Origin of the sequence: Salinicola sp. JS01 (assembly GCF_030284585.1) — a bacterium.
In the GTDB taxonomy this organism is placed as follows: domain Bacteria; phylum Pseudomonadota; class Gammaproteobacteria; order Pseudomonadales; family Halomonadaceae; genus Salinicola.
Genome location: NZ_CP127244.1, coordinates 3,960,607 through 3,985,435, shown reverse-complemented (window position 1 = coordinate 3,985,435; position 24,829 = coordinate 3,960,607). Strand labels below are relative to the sequence as shown.

20 protein-coding genes are annotated in these 24,829 nt (G+C 66.2%); 6 read left to right on the top strand and 14 right to left on the bottom strand.

Features of this window, described 5'->3' with window-relative positions; all coding sequences use genetic code 11:
• Window positions 1-68: 68 nt before the first annotated feature.
• A complete protein-coding gene (locus tag QO259_RS18210) occupies window positions 69-1,121 on the bottom strand; it encodes a zinc-dependent alcohol dehydrogenase family protein (protein ID WP_285951077.1) in 1,053 nt (350 codons plus the stop codon).
• 168 nt (window positions 1,122-1,289) lie between these two features.
• On the opposite strand from QO259_RS18210, the gene QO259_RS18205 reads away from it, so the two are divergent.
• Window positions 1,290-1,754: an Lrp/AsnC family transcriptional regulator gene (locus QO259_RS18205; RefSeq protein WP_285951076.1), complete on the top strand. Its 465-nt coding sequence runs from the start codon at window positions 1,290-1,292 to the stop codon at window positions 1,752-1,754.
• 143 nt (window positions 1,755-1,897) lie between these two features.
• Here QO259_RS18205 and QO259_RS18200 read toward each other — a convergent pair whose 3' ends face one another.
• The 4 genes from QO259_RS18200 to QO259_RS18185 all read right to left on the bottom strand — a co-directional run bounded on the left by QO259_RS18200 (window position 1,898) and on the right by QO259_RS18185 (window position 6,575).
• Window positions 1,898-3,364, bottom strand: coding sequence for an ATP-binding protein (locus QO259_RS18200; protein ID WP_285951075.1), 1,467 nt, complete (start codon window positions 3,362-3,364; stop codon window positions 1,898-1,900).
• Window positions 3,352-3,513: a hypothetical protein gene (locus QO259_RS18195; protein ID WP_285951074.1), complete on the bottom strand. Its 162-nt coding sequence runs from the start codon at window positions 3,511-3,513 to the stop codon at window positions 3,352-3,354. The genes QO259_RS18200 and QO259_RS18195 overlap by 13 nt, the downstream gene beginning before the upstream one ends.
• Window positions 3,514-3,579: 66 nt before the next feature.
• The gene (gene recG / locus QO259_RS18190) at window positions 3,580-5,658 is read right to left on the bottom strand and encodes an ATP-dependent DNA helicase RecG (protein ID WP_285951073.1); all 2,079 of its coding nucleotides are present in this window, start codon (window positions 5,656-5,658) and stop codon (window positions 3,580-3,582) included.
• On the bottom strand, window positions 5,655-6,575 hold the full coding sequence (locus tag QO259_RS18185) for a hydrogen peroxide-inducible genes activator (protein ID WP_035472832.1): 921 nt from the start codon (window positions 6,573-6,575) through the stop codon (window positions 5,655-5,657). The genes recG and QO259_RS18185 overlap by 4 nt, the downstream gene beginning before the upstream one ends.
• Before the next feature lie 158 nt (window positions 6,576-6,733).
• Here QO259_RS18185 and QO259_RS18180 point away from each other — a divergent pair, with 158 nt between their 5' ends.
• Window positions 6,734-7,612, top strand: coding sequence for an SDR family oxidoreductase (locus tag QO259_RS18180; protein WP_207036719.1), 879 nt, complete (start codon window positions 6,734-6,736; stop codon window positions 7,610-7,612).
• Between the two features lie 183 nt (window positions 7,613-7,795).
• On the opposite strand, the gene QO259_RS18175 is transcribed toward QO259_RS18180, so the two are convergent.
• Together QO259_RS18175 and QO259_RS18170 are read right to left on the bottom strand one after the other, a co-directional pair.
• Entirely contained in the window at window positions 7,796-10,978 is a 3,183-nt protein-coding gene (locus QO259_RS18175; protein WP_285951072.1) for an efflux RND transporter permease subunit, read from the bottom strand.
• A gap of 97 nt (window positions 10,979-11,075) precedes the next feature.
• Window positions 11,076-12,365, bottom strand: coding sequence for an efflux RND transporter periplasmic adaptor subunit (locus QO259_RS18170; protein ID WP_285951071.1), 1,290 nt, complete (start codon window positions 12,363-12,365; stop codon window positions 11,076-11,078).
• Between the two features lie 434 nt (window positions 12,366-12,799).
• Here QO259_RS18170 and QO259_RS18165 point away from each other — a divergent pair, with 434 nt between their 5' ends.
• Window positions 12,800-13,714, top strand: coding sequence for an AraC family transcriptional regulator (locus tag QO259_RS18165; RefSeq protein ID WP_285951070.1), 915 nt, complete (start codon window positions 12,800-12,802; stop codon window positions 13,712-13,714).
• A gap of 30 nt (window positions 13,715-13,744) precedes the next feature.
• Here QO259_RS18165 and ridA read toward each other — a convergent pair whose 3' ends face one another.
• The 4 genes from ridA to gmk all read right to left on the bottom strand — a co-directional run bounded on the left by ridA (window position 13,745) and on the right by gmk (window position 17,696).
• Window positions 13,745-14,134: a deaminase RidA gene (gene ridA, locus QO259_RS18160; RefSeq protein ID WP_035472899.1), complete on the bottom strand. Its 390-nt coding sequence runs from the start codon at window positions 14,132-14,134 to the stop codon at window positions 13,745-13,747.
• 235 nt (window positions 14,135-14,369) lie between these two features.
• On the bottom strand, window positions 14,370-16,523 hold the full coding sequence (locus tag QO259_RS18155) for a RelA/SpoT family protein (RefSeq protein WP_285951069.1): 2,154 nt from the start codon (window positions 16,521-16,523) through the stop codon (window positions 14,370-14,372).
• 70 nt (window positions 16,524-16,593) lie between these two features.
• Window positions 16,594-16,851 carry a DNA-directed RNA polymerase subunit omega gene (gene rpoZ / locus QO259_RS18150; protein ID WP_035472905.1) on the bottom strand — a complete coding sequence of 86 codons (258 nt, stop codon included), beginning with the start codon at window positions 16,849-16,851 and terminating at the stop codon, window positions 16,594-16,596.
• 167 nt (window positions 16,852-17,018) lie between these two features.
• Window positions 17,019-17,696 carry a guanylate kinase gene (gene gmk, locus QO259_RS18145; protein ID WP_285952797.1) on the bottom strand — a complete coding sequence of 226 codons (678 nt, stop codon included), beginning with the start codon at window positions 17,694-17,696 and terminating at the stop codon, window positions 17,019-17,021.
• Window positions 17,697-17,917: 221 nt separating this feature from the next.
• On the opposite strand from gmk, the gene QO259_RS18140 reads away from it, so the two are divergent.
• Together QO259_RS18140 and QO259_RS18135 are read left to right on the top strand one after the other, a co-directional pair.
• The gene (locus tag QO259_RS18140) at window positions 17,918-19,117 is read left to right on the top strand and encodes an MFS transporter (protein ID WP_285951068.1); all 1,200 of its coding nucleotides are present in this window, start codon (window positions 17,918-17,920) and stop codon (window positions 19,115-19,117) included.
• A 144-nt stretch (window positions 19,118-19,261) separates the two neighbouring features.
• Window positions 19,262-20,068 carry a DUF6694 family lipoprotein gene (locus tag QO259_RS18135; RefSeq protein WP_285951067.1) on the top strand — a complete coding sequence of 269 codons (807 nt, stop codon included), beginning with the start codon at window positions 19,262-19,264 and terminating at the stop codon, window positions 20,066-20,068.
• A 380-nt stretch (window positions 20,069-20,448) separates the two neighbouring features.
• Here QO259_RS18135 and QO259_RS18130 read toward each other — a convergent pair whose 3' ends face one another.
• On the bottom strand, window positions 20,449-20,940 hold the full coding sequence (locus QO259_RS18130) for an RES family NAD+ phosphorylase (RefSeq protein ID WP_285951066.1): 492 nt from the start codon (window positions 20,938-20,940) through the stop codon (window positions 20,449-20,451).
• Window positions 20,941-20,942: 2 nt separating this feature from the next.
• Window positions 20,943-21,413 carry an Xre family toxin-antitoxin system antitoxin gene (locus QO259_RS18125; protein ID WP_285951065.1) on the bottom strand — a complete coding sequence of 157 codons (471 nt, stop codon included), beginning with the start codon at window positions 21,411-21,413 and terminating at the stop codon, window positions 20,943-20,945.
• 141 nt (window positions 21,414-21,554) lie between these two features.
• Between QO259_RS18125 and pyrC the strand changes: the two genes are divergently transcribed.
• A complete protein-coding gene (pyrC, locus tag QO259_RS18120) occupies window positions 21,555-22,604 on the top strand; it encodes a dihydroorotase (RefSeq protein ID WP_207036731.1) in 1,050 nt (349 codons plus the stop codon).
• Window positions 22,605-22,699: 95 nt separating this feature from the next.
• Here pyrC and QO259_RS18115 read toward each other — a convergent pair whose 3' ends face one another.
• Window positions 22,700-24,829 carry a TonB-dependent siderophore receptor gene (locus QO259_RS18115; protein WP_285951064.1) on the bottom strand — a complete coding sequence of 710 codons (2,130 nt, stop codon included), beginning with the start codon at window positions 24,827-24,829 and terminating at the stop codon, window positions 22,700-22,702.

Sequence of the window (24,829 nt, the reverse complement as noted above, 5' to 3'; positions counted from 1 at the left end):
AAGAGAAAAAAGAGGGAAGACATGCCTGCGCCGGACGGGCGCAGGCGGTTGGTGGTACCCGTCTATGCCTAGGAGGCGCACGCAAAGTCGGTGATCACCGTGGCCCCCACACCCTGGAACGAATCCATCGCCATCAGTGCCGCCGGCGCCTCGGCCAGGCCAATATGCCGGCCCACCAGCCGCGCCGGGTCGAGCCGGCCGTGGCGCACCATGTCGAGCATGGCGCCGTAGCGGTGCGCCTGCATGCCGTGGCTGCCCAGAATCTCCAGCTCCTCGGCGATCACCCGGTGCATGGGCAGCGGCGGCGACTGCTGGTCTCCCGCCATCAGCCCCACCTGCACGTGCTTGCCGCGGGTGCGCAGACTCAGGATCGAGTTCTGGCAGGTGAGCCGGCTGCCCAGCGCGTCCAGCGAGACATGGGCGCCACCCTGGCTCAGCTCGCGGACCGCCGCGACGACATCCGCACACTGCGTGGCATTCAGCGTCGCCGTGGCGCCGAGTTCCCGCGCCAATTGCAGCTTGGCGTCGTCGATATCCACCGCCACCACCTGGGCGCCCAGGGCGCTGGCGATCATGATCGCCGACAGCCCGACCCCGCCGCAGCCGTAGACGCTGACCCACTGCCCGCCGCTGACCCGACCCTGATCGACCACCGCGCGGAAGGCGGTGGCGAAACGGCAGCCCAGGCCCGCGGCGGTGGCGAAGTCCATGCTCTCGGGCAGTGCGACCAGGTTGAGATCGGCATGCTGCAGACTGGTGTACTCGGCGTAGGAGCCCCACTGGGTGAAACCGGGCTGCACCTGGTGGTGGCACACCTGCTGGTGGCCGCTGCGGCACTCGTGGCAGGCGCCGCAGCCGCTGACGAAGGGCACGGTGACCCGCGCGCCCGGCTGCCAGCGGGTCACCTCCTTGCCCACCGCGACGATGGTGCCGGCCAGCTCGTGCCCGGGCACGTGGGGCAGCACGATGTCGCTGTCGTGCCCCATCCAGGCGTGCCAGTCGCTGCGGCACAGCCCCGATGCCTCTACCCGCACCACCACACCATGAGGCTCGGGTGAGGGGTCGGGCACGGTCTGGATACTGGGAGGTGTCTGGAAGCTTTCGAAGACCACGGCTTTCATGGCGATGACTCGTACGCTGGAGAGTGGGAGAGACGCGGCGTGACGACTGGCCGATCCTGCGAGACAGGCTACCGCGAATGGTCGAAATAGCTTTGCGTTATTTCCCCTCATCGCGGCTGAATGGCAAGCTTGTTTTAACGAATCGCCGGACTAGAGAAGGATCTTCCCTTGAAGCCGCTGGATGACATCAACCTGCGTCTGCTCGATCTGTTGCAGCAGGATGGCCGCATGACCAACGCCCGGCTGGCCGAAGCCCTGGCGCTGAGCGAGACGCCGTGCTGGCGACGGCTCAAGCGCCTGGAAGAGCAAAAGCTGATCACCGGCTATCAGGCCAATCTGGATCGCAAGCGGCTGGGGCTGGGGGTGCTGGCCTTCGTCCAGCTCAACTGCTCGGAGCACGATGCCGGCTCGGTGGCGGCGTTCGAGCGGATCATCCACGCCAGCCCCAATATCCTCGCCTGCCACAACACCACCGGCGACGACGACTTCCTGCTGATCATCGTGGCCAAGGATCTGGACGATTACAGCCAGTTCGTGGAGCGCGAGCTGCGACGGCTGCCGGGGGTGACCAATATCCGCTCCAGCCTCTCGCTGCGCGAGGTGAAGTCGACCAACCGGCTGCCGCTGGGGTGAGGCACCCTTATTTGCTTCCCGTCGATCAAAACCCGATCAAGAAAATTTGCCTGTGAGAGGTGTGTTTAAGTTATTGTTTTACAGGTTTTTTTCAGGATCATGAAAGGGCCGGGATCGCCCAGGATGAAAACTCGATCAAGAAATCACGCCCAGCCCGGGACGTACCCGGCGCGTGGGTGATCGGGGTCGGCAACTTTGATCAGTCCTGCTGCCTGCGTCTTCCTGATCACGGCCGAGGCCTGCGATGCGTTTCTGGGATCGATGCCGAAACGTTGGCAAAGCGTGGCGTTTTTCATCCGCTCCCCGCCACTCAAGAACTTCAGCACGGCGTGCTGGTAACAGGCTCGAACGCGTTCGTCAGGCGTCATGTCAGCGAATTTCCGCGGCCCATAGAGCACTACCTGCGTGGCGTTGCCCTCTTCTCGAAACAGCGGGGGCGGTAACTGGTACAGCTCGACCTCGGCAACGACCTTGTCCAGGCCGCTGCCCTGTTCTTCACAGAATCTCATCCGTCGCATGAGAGAAGCCAGCGTTTCATTGCGAGAGCGCGGCGGCAGATCGATCATGCGTTCTGCCTGGATCAATGGCCGCCCCGGGTTGGTGATTTCCATCCGGTCACGGAATATCTCGATCTGCGGGCCTGCCCCAGTAATCGTCATGTCCTGGTGAATCAGCGCATTCGCCACCAGCTCACGAACGGCCAGTTCAGGAAACAGTGGTCGAGATTCGCGGCGTGCTCGGCCGATGTATTCGTTATGCGGTACGACATCGTTGATATAGTCGACCAGCCCCTCGAAGCCACAGGCGTAACCCTTCTTGCCATCCAGGCGGTGGGTGACTGTCGCGGCGCGGTTGTGACCATCGTAGACGACCAGGCGCACCGCCTTGCGCGACAGTGACGCCTCGAAATCCTCGAGGCGCACGGCAAAAAGCATCGCACCCAGGTGGGTGATGTTCCAACGCTCGCCGACATCGCGTTCGATGAGCCGATCCGCGGACAGGCGTTCGAAAATTCCCGCCCGGTTGTCCGGAAGGGGCTGATGCGTATAGCGAAAATATTGGGCATAGTCGAGCAGTGCCAGTACGTCGTCGCCCGTCTGGTAAGACAATGCCACGCCGTATTCCCAGACATAAGGGCGTAGAGACTCGATGAGCTGCTGATAGCGCTCAGGGTAGTCGGCCAGCTTCGGTGTCGTGCTACCGATACGGATATAGGCGATATTCTTGAAAGCGATAGGCGCTGTCGTAGCGGCGGGGATCTCGAGCATGACCACTCGCCCGTCTGGATGATCGATCACGCGGAAGATGAAAGCGATACTGGGCTGCAGCTGATTGGCGAGCCAGAGCTGCAACTCCTGCCCCTTGACGCGCTGGCCGTCGGGCTGGAAATGGGTTCCCACCACGGCATGCTTGGTATCGTCGATACCCCAGAGCATGTAGCCACAATCCTTCCTCTCGATTCGCGCCGCGTTGGCGAGTGCGGAACAGCGCTTGCCGATTACGTCCGGGTCGATGTTGTCCTGCTTGAACTCCAGCCAAGGCAACTCTGCGGGATGGTTGCGTAACTCATCGACTAGATCGATATCCCGAGCACGATTCACGGGCTGCATACCTTGCCTCCGTTATTCGTATCATTGGCGGCGGGTCTCAAGGACACATCGATGAAAACGTCGGCGGTCACCGTGTCCGTTAACGATTGGCCACTCAGAGGCGGGCTGACATTGTGCTCAATGATGTCGCATTGCTCGGTCGGGCTCATGCGTGTTCCTATGGATCGCTCATCGGAAGTCTTGTAGATGGGTGATGGCGTATCGAGGCCAATGCCTCACACCTGCCCGTACCGGCCCGCCTCGTCGCCGAGCCAGCGCTGGATCAGCGCCGGGGCCACGTCGGGGGCCTCTTCGAGCAGTGCCGTTGCCAGCGCGGTGACCGTGTCGAGCAGATCGCGGTCGCGCTCCAGATCGGCGATCTTCATCTGCGCCAGCCCGGTCTGGCGGGTGCCCAGTACTTCGCCGGGGCCGCGCAGTTCGAGGTCCTTCTCGGCGACCTTGAAGCCGTCGGTGGTGTCGCGCAGGATGCCCAGGCGCTCGCGGGAGTGGTGCGACAGCGGCGGGTGGTAGAGCAGCACGCAGTAGCTGTCGACGCGCCCGCGGCCGACTCGGCCCCGCAGCTGATGCAGCTGGGAGAGACCCAGGCGCTCCGGGTTCTCGATGATCATCAGGCTGGCATTGGGCACGTCGACCCCCACCTCGATCACCGTGGTCGCCACCAGCAGATCGAGCTCGCCACGCTTGAAAGCGTCCATCACCTCGCCCTTCTCGGCGGCCTTCATGCGCCCGTGGACCAGCCCGATCTGGAGTGCCGGCAGCGCCTCGGTCAGGGTGTCGCGGGTGACCTCGGCGGCCTGACAGGTGAGCGCCTCCGACTCTTCGATCAGCGTGCACACCCAGTAGGCCTGGCGCCCCTCGGCGCAGGCGCTGCGGATCCGCTGGATCACTTCCGGACGCCGCTCGTCGGGCACCGCCACGGTATGCACCGGGGTGCGGCCCGGCGGCAGCTCGTCGATCACCGAGAGATCGAGATCGGCGTAGGCGCTCATCGCCAGGGTGCGCGGGATCGGTGTGGCGGTCATGATCAGCTGATGCGGGGTCAGGCCGCCGTTCTCGCCCTTCTGGCGCAGCGCCAGGCGCTGGTGCACACCGAAGCGGTGCTGCTCGTCGATCACCGCCAGCCCCAGGCGCTGGAAGCTGACGTCATCTTGGAACAGCGCATGGGTGCCCACCACCACCTGGGCGCGGCCATCGGCGATCGCCGCCTTGGTGTCGCCGCGCGCCTTGCCCTTGAGCTTGCCGGCGAGCCAGCCCACCTCGATGCCCAGCGGTTCAAGCCAAGTGCGGAACTGGCGGAAGTGCTGCTCGGCGAGAATCTCCGTCGGCGCCATCACTGCGGCCTGGCAGCCGCCGGCGACCGCGGCCAGTACCGCCATCGCGGCGACCACGGTCTTGCCCGAGCCGACATCGCCCTGGACGAGACGCAGCATCGGCACCTCGCGCTCCAGGTCGCGCCCGATTTCGTCGAGCACGCGGCGCTGGGCCTGGGTCAGCGAGAACGGTAGCTGGGTCAGAAAGCGCGCCTGCAGGTGGCCGCTGCCGGCGAGCTTGGGGGCGCCGTCGGTCTGGATGCGCAGGCGCACCTGACGCAGGCTCAACTGGTGCGCCAGCAGCTCCTCCAGCGCCAGCCGGCGCTGGGCCGGATGGCGCCCGGCGGCGAGCACTTCCTGGGGGGCGTCCGGCGGCGGCTCGTGCAGATAGCGCAGCGCTTCGAGCAGGCCGGGCAGGCGAAAGCGCTGGCGCAGCGTCGCGGGGATCCACTCCGGCAGCGCGTCCGGCGCCTCCGCCAGGCGCTTCATTGCCTGCTGGATCAGCGCCCGCAGGCGCGGCTGGGCGAGCCCCTCGGTGGCCGGGTAGATAGGGGTCAGGTGCTCGTCCACCGGCGGCGCTTCGCTCTGCACCAGACGATATTCGGGATGATAGATCTCGAGCCCGGTGCTGCCGGCGCGGGCTTCGCCGAAGCAGCGCACCTGGACACCCTTGACGAACTGCTGCTGCTGGGCCGGCGAGAAGTGGAAGAAGCGCAGGCTGAGAATGCCGGAGCCATCCTTGAGCCGCACCAGCAGGCTGCGCCGGCGCCCGCGGATCACGTCGGCGGCGCTCACCTCGCCCTCGACCACCGCCTCAGTCCCTGCCCGCAGGGTGCCGATCGGGGTGATCCGGGTACGATCCTGGTAGCGCAGCGGCAGATGGAACAGCAGATCGGCGATCTGGACGATCCGTAGCCGGGCCAGCTTGAGCGCGAGCGCTTCGCCGACGCCGGCGAGGTCGGTGACCGGTGCGTCGAGGCTCATGCCGCCTCGACGTCGCTACCGTGAACCTGATCGATCGCCTGGATCAGCGCATCGATCGCGCGTGGCCGCGGGAAGCTGGCACGCCAGGCCAGGGCCACGCTGCGGGTTGGGGCGTCACCCTTGAACGGCCGGCTCTCGAGCAGGCCCCCCTCGTAGTGGCTGGTGCCGATGGCCAGCTTGGGCAGCACCGTGATGCCGAGCCCCGAGGCGACCATGTGGCGGATCGTCTCGAGCGAGCCGCCCTCGGCGATCAGGGTGTTCTCGGGGTTGTTGAGCTGGGCGCTGATCGCCGGGCACGCCTCGAGAATCTGATCGCGGAAGCAGTGGCCCTCGCCGAGCAGCAACAGACGCTCCTTGAGCAGATCCTCCTTGTCGATCGCCGCGCGCTCGGTCCACGGGTGGTCGGCCGGCAGCAGGATCTCGAACGGCTCCTGATACAGCGTCTTGGTGACCACGTCCGGCTCGTTGAACGGCAGCGCGACGAAGATCGCATCCAGTTCGCCGCTGCGCAGCTTGCGCCGCAGCACGCCGGTGAAGCTCTCTTCGATGTACAGCGGCATCTGCGGGGCGATGCGCGACAGTGCCGGAATCAGATGCGGGAACAGATAGGGGCCGATGGTGTAGATGGCGCCGATGCGCAGCGGGCTGATCAGCTGGTCCTTGCCCTCGCTGGCCATCTCCTTGATCAGCGTCGCCTGCTCCAGCACGCGGTGAGCCTGCTCGACGATACGCTCGCCCAGCGGCGTCACCTGGACGGTGGACTTGGAGCGCTCGAACAGCGCGATGCCCAGCTCCTCCTCGAGCTTCTTGACCGCCACCGACAGCGTCGGCTGCGAGACGAAGCAGCGCTCGGCAGCGCGACCGAAGTGGCGCTCCTGCGCCAAGGTTACGATGTAACGGAGTTCTGTTAGAGTCATGAGGTGGGACCGAAAGGCTCCCTTTATTCGCAGAGAAGAGAATCATCGCAAAGGGCCGTAGACGTCACCCACGTCCGCGACCTGAGACCGTCTCTCGTGGTCATTCGTGTCTTCACGGATGTATTAACAAGGATGTTTTACCAAGAGGCCAGGGAAAGGTGAAGAAAACCACATTAATTCTAGGTTGCGGCGATATCGGCACCCAGCTCGGCAAGCAGCTGATTGCCGCCGGGCACCGGGTGATCGGCGCGCGGCGTAACGCTGGCGCGCTGGAAGGCACCGGGATCGAGCCGGTGGCGCTGGACGTCACCGACGACGCGGCCTTGGCCGCGCTGCCGGATGCCGATTTCGTGGTCTACGCGGTAACCGCCGACCGCTTCGAAGAGAGCGCCTACGCTGCGGCCTATCCGGAAGGGCTCAAGGCGGTGATCGCCCAGTTCGCCCAGCGCGAAACGCCGCCCAAGCGGCTGTTCTTCGTCTCCTCGACCAGCGTCTACGCCCAGCAGGGCGGCGAGGAGGTCGACGAGACCTCGCCCACCGAGCCCAACGGCTTCTCCGGCACGCTGATGCGCGAAGCCGAGCAGGCGCTGCTCGACCATACGCTGCCGGGCACCGTGGTGCGCCTCTCCGGCATCTACGGCCCGGGCCGCGACCGCCTGATCCGCCAGGTGAAGGAGGGCCGGATCGCCGCCGCCAACCCGCCGATGTACTCCAACCGCATTCATCGCGACGACTGCGCCGGGGTGCTGGCGCATCTGATCGGGATGGCCGAGCGCGACGAGCCGCTGGAGTCGATCTACCTCGCCAGCGATGGCGAGTCGGCGCCGCTCCACGAGGTGATGGCGTGGATCGCCAAGCAGCTCGAGGTGGAAACGCCGGAGGTGATCCAGTCACCGCTGCGTCGGCGCTCGAGCAAGCGCTGCAACAACGCTCGCCTGCGCGCCTCGGGCTACACCTTCCACTACCCCTCCTTCCGCGAAGGCTACGCCGATATCCTCAAGCAGGGCGGTTTTCTGCGCGACACCGCCAAGGCGTGATGTCGGGCGGCGATGATGCCGCCCGCCAACGCTCAGCCAGTCGAGACATAGCCCGTCGAGAGATAGCCAGTCAATGCGAGATACGACAGAGCGCCCATTGCCGGGCGCTCTGTCGTTACTGGGTGGTTATTGAGTGGTTATCGAGTGGCTAGCGCCTATTCGGCACGTCTCGTGCGAGCTGGCCTATCTGACGTCGTCCACCCGCTCGGTGCTCTCGCCTGCCAGGGTCGAGCCGTGAGCGTGGCGCAGCGGCCCGGCCAGCTTGCGCAGCGCGACATAGAACACCGGCGTCAGCAGCAGGCCGAACAGGGTCACCCCGAGCATGCCGGCGAACACCGCGACCCCCAGCGCCTGGCGCACCTCGGCGCCCGCGCCGTGGCCCAGCGCCAGCGGTATCACCGCTGCGGTGAAGGTGATCGAGGTCATGACGATCGGGCGCAGGCGTAGACGGCAGGCCTCCAGCGCCGCGGCCACGGTCTCGCGACCCTCGAGCTCCAGCTCGCGGGCGAATTCGACGATCAGGATCGCGTTCTTGCACGCCAGCCCGATCAGCACCACCAGCCCCACCTGGACGAAGATATTGGTATCGCCGCCCACCAGACGCACCCCGATCAGCGCCGAGAGCACGCACATCGGCACGATCAGGATCACCGCCAGCGGCAGGGTCCAGCTCTCGTACAGCGCGGCCAGCACCAGGAACACCAGCATCACCGCCAGCGGGAACACGATCAGCGCGGCGTTGCCCTGGGTCGCCTGCTGATAGCTGAGATCGGTCCACTCGAAGTCGATCCCCGCCGGCAGCACCTGGGCGCCGATCCGGGTCAGCTCGGCCATCGCCTGGGGCGAGGAGAGCACCCGCGGGTCGGCCTCGCCGGCGAGATCGGCGGCGGGGTAGCCGTTGAAGCGCAGCACCGGGTCGGGGCCGAAGGTCTGGTGGACCTTTATCATCGAGCCGATCGGCACCATCTCGCCCTGGGCGTTGCGGGTGCGCAGGCGGGCGATGTCCTCGACGCTGTCGCGGTAGGGGGCGTCGGCCTGGGCAATGACCTGCCAGGTGCGGCCGAACTGGTTGAAATCGTTGACGTAGGTCGAGCCCAGATAGGTCTGCAGGGTGTCGAAGAGGTCGGCCACCGCCACCCCCTGAGACTTGGCCTTCAAGCGGTCGACGTCGGCATCGAGCTGGGGCACGTTGGCCTGATAGCTGGTGATCGGATAGGACATCCCCGGGGTCTGCATCACCGCCCCCTGGAAGGCGTTGACCGCTTCCTGCAGCGGGCCGTAGCCGAGGCCGCCGCGATCCTCGAGGAACAGCTGATAGCCGGAGCCGTTGCCGAGCCCCAGGATCGGTGGCGGCATGAACGAGAAGGCGATGCCATCCTTGAGCGCGGCGAGCTTGCCGGCGAGCTCGGCATTGATCTCCACTGCCGTGCGGGTGCGCTCGGTGAACGGCGTCAGGGTCAGAAACGCCAGGCCGGTGTTGGAGGTGTTGGTGAACTGCAGCGCATTGAGTCCCGGGAACGAGATCGCGTGCTCGACCCCATCGGTGTGCATGGCGATGTCCACCACCTGGCGCAGCAGGGCGTCGGTGCGTTCGAGTGAGGCGCCCTCGGGCAGCTTGACGCCGGCGATCAGGTACATCTTGTCCTGCACCGGAATGAACCCGGGCGGCACCGTCTTGAACAGATAGCCGGTGGCCCCGAGCAGGATCAGATAGATCACGAACACCGCGCCGCGGCGTTTCAGGCTGCGCGACACCACGCCCCGGTAGCGCTCGGAGCCGGCGTTGAAGAGCCGGTTGAAGGGCCGGAACAGCCAGCCGAACAGGGCGTCGATCACTCGCGTCAGGCGATCCTTGGGCGCATCGTGGGGCCTGAGCAGCATCGCCGCCAGGGCCGGCGACAGCGTCAGCGAGTTGATCGTCGAGATGACCGTGGAGATGGCGATGGTCACCGCGAACTGGCGATAGAACTGGCCGGTCACCCCGGAGAGAAAGGCCATCGGCACGAACACCGCGCACAGCACCAGGCCGATGGCCACGATCGGCCCCGAGACCTCGCGCATTGCCTGATGCGCCGCGGCGCGTGGCGCCAGCCCCTGCTCGATGTTGCGCTCCACGTTCTCCACCACCACGATGGCGTCGTCGACGACGATACCGATCGCCAGCACCAGCCCGAACAGGGTCAGGGTGTTGATCGAGTAGCCGAGCAGCAGCAGCACCGCGAAGGTGCCCACCACCGAGACCGGCACCGCCAGCAGCGGGATCAGCGAGGCGCGCCAGGTCTGCAGGAACAGCGTCACCACCAGCACCACCAGCAGCACCGCTTCCAGCAGGGTCTGGATCACCGAGTGGATCGAATCGGTGACGAACAGCGTGGTGTCGTAGACGCTGCGATACTCGAGCCCGGCGGGGAACTGGGTCGCCAGCTCGTCCATGGTATGGATCACCTGATCGCGAATCTCCAGCGCGTTGGCCCCGGGCGACTGGAAGATGCCGATCGCCACCGCGTCCTTGCCATCCAGACGGGCGCGCAGGGTGTAGTCGCCGGCGCCGAGCTGCAGCCGGGCGACATCCTTGAGCCTGAGAATGTCGCCGTCGGCGCCGGTCTTGAGCACGATGTCGCCGAACTCCGCCTCGCTGGTCAGGCGCCCCTTGGCGTTGATCAGGGTCAGGAAGTCGCTGTCCGGCATCGGCTCGCCGCCGATCTGCCCGGCGGAGACCTGCACGTTCTGGTCGCGGATCGCCGCCACCACGTCACCGGCGGTGAGGCCGTGGGCGGCGACCCGGTCCGGGTCGAGCCACACGCGCATGGCGTAGTCGCCGCCGCCGAACAGCTGCGCCTCGCCCACGCCGGGGATGCGCGCCAGCTGGTCGCGCACGTGCAGGCGGGCGTAGTTGCGCAGGTAGAGAGTGTCGTAGCGGTCGTCCGGCGAGACCAGGTGCACCACCATCAGAAAGGTCGGCGACTGCTTCTGGGTGGTTACGCCCTGGCGGCGCACCGCCTCGGGCAGGCGTGCCAGGGCCTGGCTGACCCGGTTCTGCACCCGCACCGTGGCCTGCTCGGCGTCGGTGCCGGGGCGGAAGGTGACGGTCATCTGCAGCACCCCGTCGGAACCGGCGACCGACTTGTAGTACATCATCCCTTCGACGCCGGTGATCGCCTCCTCGAGCGGCGCGGCGACGGTGTCGGCGATCTCCTTGGGGTTGGCGCCGGGGTAGACCGTGCGCACCAGCACCGAGGGCGGCACCACCTCCGGATACTCGCCGATCGGCAGGTTGGGAATCGAGATCGCGCCTAGCGCGAGCATGACGATCGACAGCACCGCGGCGAAGATCGGGCGGTCGACGAAGAAACGCGAAACATTCATGCCTTGGGGCTCCTGTGCGGCGGATGCGATGCCCGCCGCTTGTCGTCGTTCCCGGGAATGGTTGGCGCAGGCGGCGCGTGGTGAGCGCCGCCGCCGCTCAAGAGCGCGCGGCGAGCGCGCCCTGGGCCGCCGGCTGCGGGTCGGTCGGCTGCTGATCGACCGGCCGCGGTTCGACCGGATGCGGTGAGATGGTCATGCCGGGGGCGTAGATCTTCTGGGTGCCGTTGACCACGATGCGGTCTCCCGGGGCGAGGCCGTCGCGGATCACCACTCGGTCGCCCACCGCGGCGCCGGTCACCACCGGTTGCGGCGTGACGCTGTTGTCATCGGCCACTCGATAGACGAAGCGCCGATCCTGGTTGGTCAGCACCGCCTGGCGGTCGATCAGCAGCGCCGCGGTGAGCGCGGCGACGGGCATCTCGACGCGGGCGAACTGGCCGGGGCGGATGCGCCCGTCCGGATTGTCGAGCACGGCGCGGTAGGTCAGGGTGCCGGTGGTGGGATCGATACGGTTGTCGACGAAGTCGAGCCGACCGCGATGGGGAAAACCGCTCTCGCCGGTGAGACTGACCCGCACCACCACGGGGTGGTCGGGGTCGACGCTCGCCAGCGTGTTCTCGGCGCCGCTCTCGTTGCTGTCGAAGTAGACGTAGAGCGGGTCGACCGAAACCAGCGTGGTCAACAGCGTCTGGTCGGCGCTGGCCAGGTTGCCGCGGGTGACCAGCGCCCGCCCGATGCGCCCGGAGATCGGCGCGGTGACGCGGGTGTACGCGAGGTCGAGTTCGGCGCTGGTGAGCGCGGCGCGGGCCTGCGCTTCACGCGCACGGGCGTCCTGGGCCGCCGCCTGGCGCTGGTCGTGCTGCTCCTGGGAGATCATGTGGCGGCCGATCAGCCGGCGCGAGCGGCTGGCTTCGACATCGGCGAGCTGACGCTGGCTACGCGCCTGGGCCAGGGCCGCCTTGGCGGCATCGACACGCGCCGCATAGGGGCGCGGGTCGATCTGGAACAGCAGGTCGCCGGCTTTGACCAGCTGGCCCTCGGTGAAGGCGATCTCATCGACATAGCCGCTCACCCGCGGGCGTAGTGCCACGGTCTCGGGCGCCTCGATGCGTCCGGTGAAGGTCTCGGTGAGCGTGATCGGCTCGGCCGCGACGGTGGCGACATCGACCTCGGGCGGTGGCGGGGCAGCGGCCTGGGGCTCGCCGTGGGCATCGCAGCCGGCCAGCAGCAGTGCCGCCAGCAGCCAGGTGGTCGTGAGCCAAGTGGCTCTGAGACAAGTGATTCGTAGCCAGGTAGTTCGCAGAGACGCGATCTGCCGCCCTGTGACCGGCGTGACGGCGGCCAACCTCGCACCAGGCGCGGGCGGCTGGTTGAACTTCTCCATCATGGTTCGCTCCGTGTGACACTCCCCGAAGGAGGGCAAGCTATTGGCTCAACTTAAGTTGAGGTCAAGCGTGGCGGGGAAACCGCCCGGGGGTCATGGAGTGCCAATCTAAGGGCTGGCGGCGGCGGGGCGTTATCGGCTTCCTGTCGATTGATTGCCCGATTCTCCGCAGAAACCGGTCGCTCACGGAAGACGTTTCATGACCGCCTCGGCGCGGGGCCGGCGCAGGGAAAGCGCCTTGCCGAATTCTTCAGAGTACTTGCCCGATTCTGCAAGTCTCTACCAGACGCGCCCAATATCGCCGAAAGTGGGCTTATACTCGCGCTCTATCGCTTGATGCCTTTCCATCCGCTCAGCAGGGGAGTGACGCCGTGACCGCCGCACAGCCCATCCCGAGGCACGCCGAGTCGTCGTCCGACGCCTTGATGAATACTCTTGTGGCGAGAATTCTCGCCCACGCCGATGCGGAGGGGTTCATCGCCAGCGCCATTCCCGGTCTGGAACTGGTGCGCGCCAATTCGACCACGGCCTGCATGGGCTCGCGGGTCTACGAGCCGGCGCTGTGCCTGATCGCCCAGGGCGCCAAGACGGTGTGGTTGGGGGATCGCCAGATCGACTATGGCCCGCTGAGTTGCATGGTGTCGGCGGTGCCGCTGCCGATTCTGGGCAAGGTGACCCAGGCCTCGCCCCAGACCCCGTATCTTGGTCTCAAGCTCACGATCGACCCCCAGGAGGTCACCGATCTGATCCTGGCGATGGGGCTGCCGGTGGCGCGCCAGCCGGAGGAAGAGTTGTGCCCGGAGGGGGCCTGCGGGCTCGGCCATGTGCTGGCCGATCGGGATATGTTGGAAGCGCTGTCGCGTCTGGTGGGCCTACTGGACACGCCCCAGGACATCGCGATCCTGGCGCCGCTGGTGCGGCGGGAGATCCTCTATCGGGCGCTGGTCGGGGAGCTGGCGCCCTACATGCGCAAGTTCGCCATGGTCGATGGCCAGACCCACCGCATGGCCCGGGTGATCGAGGTGCTCCAGGCGCGCTTCCGCGAGCCGCTGCGGGTGGGCGATCTCGCCGACATGGTGAGCATGAGCGAGTCGTCGCTGTTCCACAGCTTCAAGCAGGTGACGCGGATGTCGCCGCTGCAGTTCCAGAAGCGCCTGCGTCTGCATGAGGCGCGCCGGCTGATGCTGGCCGAGGGCATGGAAGCCGCCACGGCCAGCTATCGCGTCGGTTACAGCAGCCCTTCCCACTTCAGCCGTGAATACAGCCGCATGTTCGGGGTGCCGCCGCGGGCGGACGTGATCAAGCTGCGCGGCGATCTGCCGGCAGCGACACCGGCACCGGCGGGGCGCTGAGGCGCCACCACCGTGGCCGGCGTGCGGGGTTCAGTCGCCGATCACCATGACCGCTTCGGCTTCGACCAGGCTGCCCTTGGGCAGTTGCTTGACGCCCACCGCGGCGCGCGCGGGGAAGGGCGCGCTGAAAAACTCTTCCATCACCTTGTTGACCACGCCGAAGTTGTCGAGGTCGGTGAGGTAGAGGTTGAGCTTGACGATGTCCTGCAGCGAGCCGGCGGCCTCTTTGCACACGGCGGAGAGGTTGGTGAAGACCTGACGCGCCTGGGCTTCGAAGTCGTCGGAAACCATCTCCATGGTGGCCGGGTCGAGCGGGATCTGGCCGGAGAGATAGACGGTGTTGCCGGACTTCACGGCTTGGGAATAGGGGCCGATGGCGGCCGGGGCGTTGTCAGTGTTGATAACGGCTTTGTTGCTCATGGCGTACCCTCCAGATGTTATCGATTGAGATACCGCGATCTTTTCCTGCGTATCGGGCTGCGCTTCACGTTTTATCGCGTCCCGGGACGACGACTTTTTATCGCGTCCCGAAACCGACGCGTTGGTCCGGCGTCCCGGGACGACGTAAAAAACGACGCCCCGCCGTGGTTGGCCATGGCGGGGCAGCGTGTGTTCGTCTGTCTGGCCGGCGCGGGTGGGCGTCGGGGTCTTGCTATCAGCTTCTCGCGCGAACGATGCGGCCGATGTGATTCAGGTTGCGCAGGCGCTTGATGATCCGGGCCAGGTGGATACGCCCCTTGACCAGAATGGTCAGGTTGACGATCGATAGCCGGGCATCGCGCTCTTCGATGCCGATGCGCTCGATATTGGCATCGGCGTCGGTGATCAGGCTGGCCAGTTCGGCGATCAGCCCGCGCCGGGTCTCCACCTCGATGCGCAGCGGCACCGGGAAATCCTGCTCGATCTGGTTAGACCACGTCAAGGAGACCAGCTTGTCGGGGTCATCGCGCAGCTCATCGAGATTACCACAATCGTGGCGGTGCACGACGATCCCCTTGCCCATCGACAGGTGACCGATCACCGGATCGCCGGGCAGCGGGTGGCAGCAGCGGGCGAAGCTGATCGCCATGCTCTCTGAGCCGTTGATGACGATCGGTCCGGCGTGCGGGCCCGTCTTGGGTGAGCTCTCCGGCGACCCCGGGGCGTCCTCGTCATCGCTCAGGCTGGCATCGGCCAGGCGCTTGGCGGTGGCGTGGGCCAGCCGGGTGCCGAGGCCGATGGTCTCGAGCAGGTCATCCTCGTCGGCCAGGTCGAGCTCCGCCAGCAGCGCCGTGAGACGCTCCGCGGGCAGCTTCTCCAGGCTGGTGTCGAAGCTGCCCAGCGCGCGGTTGAGCAGGCGCCGGCCGAGCTGGATCGCCTCGCTGCGCTGCTGGCTCTTGAGCGCGTGGCGAATCGCCGAGCGCGCCTTGGCGGTGACCACGAAGTTGAGCCAGGCGAGATTGGGCCGGGCGCCGGGCGCGGTGATGATCTCTAGGGTCTGGCCGCTCTCCAGCGGGGTCGAGAGCGGCGCCAGGTGGCGGTCGATACGGCAGGCGATACAGCTGTTGCCGATATCGGTGTGCACGGTATAGGCGAAGTCGACCGCCGTGGCTCCCTGGGGCAGCTCCATGATGTCGCCCTCGGGGGTGAAGATGTAGACATCGTCGGGGAACAGGTCGTTCTTGACGTGTTCGATGAACTCCAGCGAGTCCCCCGCGTGGCGCTGCATCTCGAGCAGCCCGCGGACCCACTCGCGGGCCCGGGCGTGGCTGCCGACGGCGATCGGCCGCTCGGTCTGGCCGGCCTTGTAGAGCCAGTGGGCGGCGATGCCGTTGTTGGCCATCGCCTCCATCTCGCGGGTGCGGATCTGTACCTCGATCGGCATGCCGCTGGGCCCGAACAGGGTGGTGTGCAGACTCTGGTAGCCGTTGGCCTTGGGGATGGCGATGTAATCCTTGAAGCGCCCGGGCACCGGCTTGTAGAGGTTGTGCACCGCGCCGAGGATGCGATAGCAGTTGTCGACGTCGTCGGTGATGATGCGGAAGCCGAACACATCCATGATCTCAGCGAACGGCTTGCGCTGATCGTGCATCTTGCGATAGATCGACAGCAGGTGCTTCTGGCGGCCGACCACGCTGCCGGTGAGATCGTCCTCGTCCAGCCGGCGCTGCAGGCTGGTCTGGATCTGGCGCATGGTCGTGCGGCGGTTGCCACGGGCCCGGGCCACGGCGCGCTTGATGCGCTCGGCGCGCATCGGGTGGATCGCCTGGAACGAGAGATCCTCGAGCTCGACGCGGATGGTGTTGATCCCCAGGCGTCCGGCGATGCGGGCGTAGATCTCCAGCGTCTCGCGGGCGATGCGGCGCTTCTTGTCGGGTCGCAGCGCCCCCAGGGTGCGCATGTTGTGCAGGCGGTCGGCGAGCTTGACGATGATCACGCGGATGTCCTGGGACATCGCCATCACCATCTTCTGGAAGTTCTCGGCCTGGGCGACCGCCTTGTCCTCGAAGGTGATCTGGGTCAGCTTGGAGACGCCATCGACCAGCTCCGCCACCGCTTCGCCGAACTGGCTGGCGAGGGCATCCTTGGTCACTCCGGTATCTTCGATCACATCGTGCAGCATGGCGGCCATCAGGCTCTGATGGTCCATGTGCATGTTGGCGAGGATATTGGCGACCGCGAGGGGGTGGGTGACGTAGGGCTCGCCGGAGCGGCGGGTCTGGCCGTCGTGGGCCTGCTCGGCGTAGTAGAAGGCGCGCCGGACCTGCTGAATCTCCTCAGAGGGTAGATAGCCGCCGAGGCGATCGGCCAGGTCATCGATGGTGAACATACAGCGCGCCTATTCCAGGAGTCGTGCCGGCGTCACGCCGAGGCGCGCGCCGCGGGCTCGCAAAGCTCGTTCAGAGTTCGAAATCCTGGTGCGGTTCGGGGCGCGGACGCGGCGGGGCGGCTTCCACCGGCTCGTCGAGCACGCTCTCGTCGATCTGGCCGGCGGCGATCTCGCGCAGCGCCATCACGGTGGGCTTGTCGTTCTCCCACGGCAGCAGCGCGTCGCGAGAGCCGCGCGAGAGCTGGCGGGCGCGCTGGGAGGAGATCATCACCAGCTTGAAACGGTTCTCGATATGGTCCAGACAATCTTCGACGGTCACGCGTGCCATGGTGGTAACCCTGCTGCCAGAAAATGAGTGGTCGCACCCCAGCCGAAGCGGGGCCATGCGGGACCGTGCAGTCTACTGGACCTTTGGCGTAGCTGACAAGGTGAAAGGCCCGCGTGCCGCCCGCTGGCGCGGGGCGGCGCGACGCTCGCCGTGGCGCGCAATGAGGGTCAGCGTGGGATATCGAGCAGCTCGGCGAGCAGGCTGGCGTAGCGCGTGCGCACCTTGTCGAGTCGCGAACGGCGCGCGTGCACGATGCACTCCAGCTCGTGCAGGGCGTGCTCGAAGCTATCGTTGATGATCACGTGCTCGTACTCGTCGAAGTGCGACATCTCGCTCACCGCATCGCGCATGCGCCGGTCGATGACGGCGGCGTCATCGGTGCCGCGCCCGGCCAGACGCTCGCGCAGCGCCTCCTTCGAGGGCGGCAGGATGAAGATCGATTCGGCCTCGGGGGCCAGTTCGCGGACCTGGCGCGCGCCCTGCCAGTCGATCTCCAGGATTACGTCCTCGCCCAGTGCCAGGCGCTTCTCCACCTCGGCGCGGGAGGTGCCGTAGTGGCGGTCAAAGACCCAGGCGTGCTCGAAGAACTCGCCGCCCGCGATCATCGCCTCGAAGGTCTTCTCGGTGACGAAGTGGTAGTTGACGCCGTCCGCCTCGCCGGGCCGCATGGCGCGGGTGGTGTGGGAGACGGCGACGCCGATCGCCGCGTTACGTTCGAGCAGCGCGCGCACCAGGCTGGTCTTGCCGGCCCCGGAAGGGGCGGAGACGATGTAGAGCGTGCCCTGGGCGGCGGGCGTGGCAGCAGCGTTGGCGAAGGCGGAGACCGGGGTGTCGGGTCGAGACATAACGGGGCCGTGATCAGGGTGCGTGAAGCCGCACAGTATGCCACGAATCCACAGGCGGTTGGCATCGCGCTGGCGTCGAGCAGGATCGATACCCGGCGCAGTGGTGGCGGTGAGCGGTTGCGCCCTGGCGCGGCATTCACGATGCTTGTCGGCGTCATCGCCGTTCACGGCGCGCGCTCCGAGCCCGCGCGGGCGACCCACCTCCTGCACAAGGAACTGTCATGAACGCTTCAGCCACCGCGGCCCGCGGCGGGCGCGCGGTCTTTCTGGGCGCCGCCTTCGCCTTCGCGCTCACCATGATCGGCACCACCATGCCGACCCCGCTCTATCCGATCTATCAACAGACCTTCGGCTTCTCGCAGCTCACCATCACCATCATCTTCGCGGTCTACGCCGCCGGGGTGATGGCGGCGCTGCTGCTCACCGGGCGCTGGTCCGACCAGCTCGGGCGGCGGCCAATGCTGCTGGCGGGGGTGCTGATCTCGGCGGCCAGCGACCTGGTGTTCTGGCACGCCCAGGGGCTCGGCCCTATCCTGTTCGCGCGGGTGCTGTCGGGCATCTCCGCCGGCATCTTCACCGGCACCGCCACGGTCGCGGTGATGGAGCTGGTCCCCGACGCCTGGAAGCGGGTCGGGCCGCTGGTCGCCACCGCCGCCAACATGGGCGGCCTGGGGCTGGGGCCGATGGTCGCCGGGGTGCTGGCCGCGCTGGCACCACTGCCGCTGGTGGTGCCCTACGTGCTGCATCTGGCGCTGGCGCTGCTGGCGGCGCTGTTCATCTGGCGCGCCCCGGAGACGGTCACGCGCCCGGCGCGCATCCGCCTGCGGGTGCAGAAGCTCAAGGTGCCGCCGGAGGTGCGCGGGGTCTTCGTGCCGGCGGCGATCGCCGCCTTCGCCGGTTTCATGGTGTGCGGCTTCGCCACCTCGGTGACCCCGGCCTTCGTCGGCGGCCAGCTCGGCTATCACAACCCGGCGCTGATCGGTGTCGTCGCCGGCAGCCTGTTCATCGCCTCCACCCTGGGTCAGATGGTGCAGGACAAGCTGCCCGAGGCCCGGCGTCTGCCGATCGGCTGCGGCGTGCTGCTGGTCGGCGTCCTGCTGCTGGCCTGGGGCATGGCCGCGCAGACTCTGGCGGGGTTCATCCTCGGCCCCATCGTGGCGGGCATCGGCCAGGGCATCGCCTTTCGCGCCGGGCTGGGCGCGGTGGCCGCCGCCAGCCCGGTACAGCACAAGGCGGCGGTGGTCTCGACCTTCTTCGTGGTCGCCTACGTGGCGATCTCGCTGCCGGTGATCGGCATCGGCCTGGTCGCCAGCGTGCTCGGGCTACAGCTCACCGGGCTGCTGTTCGACGCTCTGGTGGCGCTGCTCTGCTGCGTGGCCATGGGTCTGCTGCTGCGCCGCCCGGCGGCCAAGGCGGAGTGAGGGGGTGAGTCGATGGGTATGGCGCAGTCTGCGTGGCGCCAAGTGTAGATGAACCCCCCGCGGGTGCGGGCAGCCTGGAACTGAGGGTTTATTCGTGCTTTAAAATACCTGATACTCCAGTTGGATTAATCAGCAGGGGGCGCAATGAATAAGCGAATGTTGGCGGTAGTGTCTCTATCACTTTTCATCTATGGCTGCGATGGCGAGCCTAAGCTGGACGGTAGTAGCGACGATACGATGAAAGACTCTATGACAAAAATGCTTGACTCAGTCGGCACCGAGAGCGACAGGGATCAGTTGAAACAGTCGATAAAAGTCATTTGGACAGATAATCTTGATATTCAGAGTTTGGGTGATCTTGCAAAGCTCGACCCTCAGCAGAAAGCGTCTGAAATGCGCTCTGAGCTCAATGGTTTGACAGCAGAGCAAATTAACCAGAAAGCCGCTGTAATTTTGGCTGAACGACAAGAAAAAGAAAAGACGCAAGCGCTGCGTGACATCGCTGGTTTGCAGGCGAAAGCAGAGAAAGCAAGCAGTGATGCGGAGAAGCTTAAAGCCTTTAAGATAGATGATGCAAAATTCTACTGGCAAGACCGTGAATATGGAATGGGTGAGCCTGTTATCGATATCACGGTCACTAACGGTACGGATAGTGCGGTATCCCGGGCTTACTTCGAAGGTACGGTAGCCAGCCCCGACAGGTCGGTTCCCTGGATTCAAGAGGCTTTTAATTACGAGATAAGTGGTGGCATTGAGCCAGGCGAAACGCTCCATTGGAAGCTTGCGCCAAACCGATTTGGCGCTTGGGGAAAAGACACACCCGATGATGCTATCTTGACGGTGAAAGTGCTTCGTCTAGACGGGCCTGATGGGAAAGAGCTTTGGGATGCCGAGGGCTTGAGCGATCGAGAGAAGGAAAGATTAGAAACGCTTAAAGCGAAGTATCAGTAGTAAGTGTTGTTTTTGAAAACAAGCCGCCTCCGGGCGGTTTTTTTGTGCCAAAAAACGTAATGGTAACGCGCTCGATTGGTCAGCTGGCTCTCGATTTGGTCGTGAAGATTGGCAGTTTTACTGGGCCGTTGTACAAGGCCAAGTGAACGGCTAAATCTAGAATGACGGTTATTTTCAAATCCGTAAAGGCTGACAGTTGGTCCGTGCCGGGCATTGGTTCCGCGGTAGGCTGCGCGGCAAGCGCTGTTGTTTCTTTTAAGAATAACGCGGCGGTCGATTCCCGCGGGTGCGGGGCAGCCCAAATATCTTCACTGTGAGTCAAAGCATGGAGTTTGCCGCTGCGCAGCATCTGGACGGTGTGGCCTTTTTCCCATGAACGCCTAACGCGAGGGCGGGTTCAGACGGGTGTCGAGCGAGAACCGCTCTTGCAGGACCACGCGATACTTACCCTGGGCGGCATGTGGGTTCATCACCAGGTTCGCGCTGTGGCGCGATACGGTCGAGGGCACGACGAAGAAGGGGTGGGTCTCGAGCAGAGCGTCGCCGTAGCGCTGCTGGCCCGCGCTGGGCGTGCCCGGCACCAGCCAGTTGGGATTCGGCAGCGTCTCGGCGTCCACCCAGTGAACGCAGCTCGGGTCTGGAATCTCGATGCACAGGAGCGTGTGCGGGTCGGTATCCAGGGTCGCGAAGCCCTTGTGAACCGCGACTTCGAGTATCGCGGTAGCCGCATCCAGCGAGCCATACACGGTGGGCCGGCCGGGGGAGTTCCAGCGCCCGCCCGCGCGCTCTGCGCCGATGCCTTTCTCCCAGGTGGCGACATGGCGGTCGCGTTCCAGGCGCCAGAACCGGAGGCTTCGGCTCGCGGCGGCCATCGTCAGGTGTAGGCCCCGTAGTCCAGGCGCGTCAGCAGGTCATCGACCAGGTCATGGCCGACCGGGGTGGTGATCAGGTCCAGCGGTTTGCGCCCCTCCAGGGCCATGGCCGGGGTGTCCAGCCAGCGCTGGGCGGCTTCGGTGCTGCCGAAGACGTCTTCTGCGCGGGTGAGCGTTTCGGCGAAGCGCCAGGCGCGGCCGCTCTCTTCCGGGCTGAGGGTGTCGGGTTTGTCCCGCCGGCGATACAGGGTGCGTTCGGATACCCCGAGGACTTTGACCGCGATCTTTCTGTCCTGAAGCAGATCGACCTCTTCGAGGAACTTGATCACCCCTGACGAGGCAAAGCCTTTCTCGATGAGGCGATGGATTTCGAAGGGTGAGGTGACCGCAACCCGGCGTTTACCCGTGAGGCGGCGGATCGCCCGCTCACTGATGCTGGGCTCCAGGGAGGGCTCGAACGGGGTGGTCGTCATGCTGAAATCCTCACGGCATTCGCCATATGACAAAATCATAGCGCCATCTGGCGCAGGATGTCATCTCGAACGGCATCCCCCGGGCCTTGCGGGCTCTGATATGCTACGAGCCCCTCGTTCACCCCCTGCCAGGAGTTTCCGATGACCGCCGCGCCCGATACGCTCACCCTCCGCCGCCCCGACGACTGGCACCTGCACCTGCGCGATGACGCGATCACCCGCACCGTGCTGCCCTACACCAGCGCGACCTTCGCCCGCGCCATCGTCATGCCCAACCTGGCGCCGCCGGTGACCACGGTCGAGGCCGCCGCGGCCTATCGTGAGCGTATTCTTGCCGCGCTGCCCGCCGGTCACGACTTCACGCCGCTGATGACCTGCTATCTCAACGAGAGCGTGAGCGCCGAAACGCTGACCCGCGGCCACGCCGATGGCGTCTTCACCGCGGCCAAGCTCTATCCGGCCAACGCCACCACCAACTCCCAGCACGGGGTCAAGCGCATCAGCGACGTCTACCCGCTGCTGGAGACGATGCAGCGCATCGGCATGCCGCTGCTGGTACACGGCGAGGTGACGCGGGGCGAGATCGATATCTTCGACCGCGAGAAGGTCTTCATCGACGAGGTGATGAGCGATATCCGCCGTCAGTTCCCCGAACTGCGCGTGGTGTTCGAGCACATCACCACCAAGGATGCGGCCCAGTTCGTGCTCGAGGGCGACGAGTACCTGGGCGCCACCCTGACCCCGCAGCACCTGGCCCAGAACCGCAACGACATGCTGGTCGGCGGTATTCGCCCGCACCTCTACTGCCTGCCGATTCTCAAGCGTCAGGAGCACCAGGCGGCCCTGCGCCGCGCGGTGGCCAGCGGGCATCCGCGCTTCTTTCTCGGCACCGACTCCGCGCCGCACGTGTGTGCCGCCAAGGAGACCGCCTGCGGCTGTGCCGGGGTGTTCAATGCCGAGGCGGCGCTGTCGGTCTACGCCGATGTCTTCGAGCAGGAGGGGGCGCTCGATCACTTCGAAGCCTTCTGTTCCGAGAACGGCCCGCGCTTCTACCGCCTGCCGCTGAATGAAGGCACGGTCACGCTGACGCGCCAGCCCACGCCGGTGGCGCCCAGCGTGGGCGAGGGTGAGAACACATTCATACCCTACAAGGCCGGTGAATCGCTGACCTGGAAGACGACGCTGAACTGATCGACACTTCGCGCGGCAAGTGAGCAGTAACGAAACGGCCCGCTGGCTTGACGCAGCGGGCCGTTTGCTTGCCTGCCGTGTGCTCGGCAAAGACACTAGAACGTCACGCTGGCCTGCAGCGTGACTTCCAGCGGATCGCCCACCACCACCCGCGTATCGCCGCCGCTCGAGGGGTAGTAGGTGGTGTCGAACAGGTTGTGGACGTTGAGCTGGAGATGGGTGGCGTCGCCCAGCCAGCGGGTATCCCAGGCGACGAAGGTGTCGGCGACGGTGTAGGCGTCGAGGCGGAAGCTGTTGTCGCTGTCGCCTTCGCGGCTGCCCACGTAGCGCAGCCCGCCACCGACCCGCCAGCGGCCGTAGTCGGGGGCGAGTGCCAGCTCCTGTGCCAGCAGCAGCGCGGCGGTGTGGCGAGCGACGTTGGGCTGCGCGTTACCGGCGGTGCCGCCGTCGGCGTCCTCGAGGACCTCGGCATCGGTGTAGGCGTAGTTGGCCAGCAGCGACAGCCGCTCGGTCAGCTGGCCCTGCAGTGACATCTCCACCCCTCTGGCGCGGCTCTTGCCCACCGCCCGCGACACGCCGTTGTCGCTCACCACGACGTTCTCCTTGGTGATCTCGAAGTAGGCCAGTGCCGCCTCCATCCGCTCGTCGAGCAGGCGGCGCTTGAGCCCGACCTCCCAGCCGCGGCCCAACTCGGGATCGAAACGCTGACCGGTGTCGCTGTCCGGGGTGTTGGGCACGAAGGATTCGCTGTAGCTGACATAGGTCGAAGTCAGCGGGTCGATCTGGTAGAGCAGGCTGGCATGCGGCAGAAAGAGCGTGTCGTCGGTGTCGGTCGCGACCACGAAGGGGCGGCCCTGGCCGCCATACTGTTCGGTCATCTGATAGCGCCCGCCGAGCCCCAGAATCCAGCGTTCGCCGAGATGCAGCGAGTCGTCGACATAGGCCGCGGTGCTATCGATCTCGTCCAGGCGATGGCTACGTGCGCTGTCGTAGCGGGCGCCGTCCAGGGTCAGGTCACCGTGATGCGGAGCGTAGATCGAGATCGTATCGGTGGCACCGCGATAGCGGTCGGCCAGGTAGTCGCGGCGGCGCTCGTGATCGAGACCGAGGGTCATCTCGTGGCGGATGCCCGCCAGCTCGACGTCGCCGAGCAGTTCGGCGGCGGTATAGATCACCCGGCGGTCGAAGCCATGGTTGGCATCGGCGCGACGCCTCGCGCTACCGTCCTCGCTGACGCTGAGCACTCGCGGCTGGCCGTCGTCGTACTGGCGCCGGGTCCAGCCGTAGGTCAGGCGGCTGGTCCAGGCGCGATTCAGATCCTGCTCCCAGCGCGCGCTGAACGACTGATCGTGACCGGTCACCCGCGACCACGGCTCGTCGAACCGGCGCTTGCGCGGCACATCCACGGGGTCACCGTCGACGAAGGCGGTACCGCGATCCAGCGTCAGATCGTAATCGCGATAGGTATAGGCGAACCACAGCCGGGTGTCGTCGTCCTCCCAGCTCAGCGAGGGTGCCACCACCGTCTGCCGGTGGCTGCCGAAGTCGCGCCAGCTATCCTCGTCCTGCTGGCCGACGATGAACCGGAAGGCCGCGCCGCTGTCGCCCAGCGGACCGGTGACGTCGACGCTGGCATCACCGCCGCCGAACGAACTGCCCTTGCCGCTGAGGGTGCGCTGCCAGGTGTACTGCGGCTTCTTGCTGACGATGTTGATCACCCCGCCGGGCTCCTGGATGCCGTAGCGAAACGAGCTCGGCCCCTTGAGCACCTCGATGCGTTCGGTAGTGAACAGCGGAAAGGTATCGCGCGGCTGGCGGATGCCGTCGCGCAGGATCGAGCCGTCGCTGTTGCTGCCGAAGCCGCGCTTGATGAAGCCGGCTTCGGTGCCGCCCATGGTGTTGCCCTGGGTGACTCCGGCGACGAACGCCATGGCGTCGGTCAGCGAATCGGCGCCGATGTCCGCGAGCAGCTGCGGCGTGAGCGCATCGACGGTGCGTGCCTGGGCGAGAAAATCGGTGCGCCGGCCGGTGACGAGGTCCGAGGCCCCAGGGCGGTAGCCTTCGCTGGCGTCACCCGTGGCCCGGGCGCTGACCACCACCGGGTCGAGCGCGACCTCGCCGGTGTCTTCGGCGTGCGCCGGTGTGAGTGGCAACAGTGCCAGCATGGCGGCGAGTGGCTGCCAGCGCGGCAGGGCGCGCCTCGGGGCGAAGGATCGTGCAGTCAT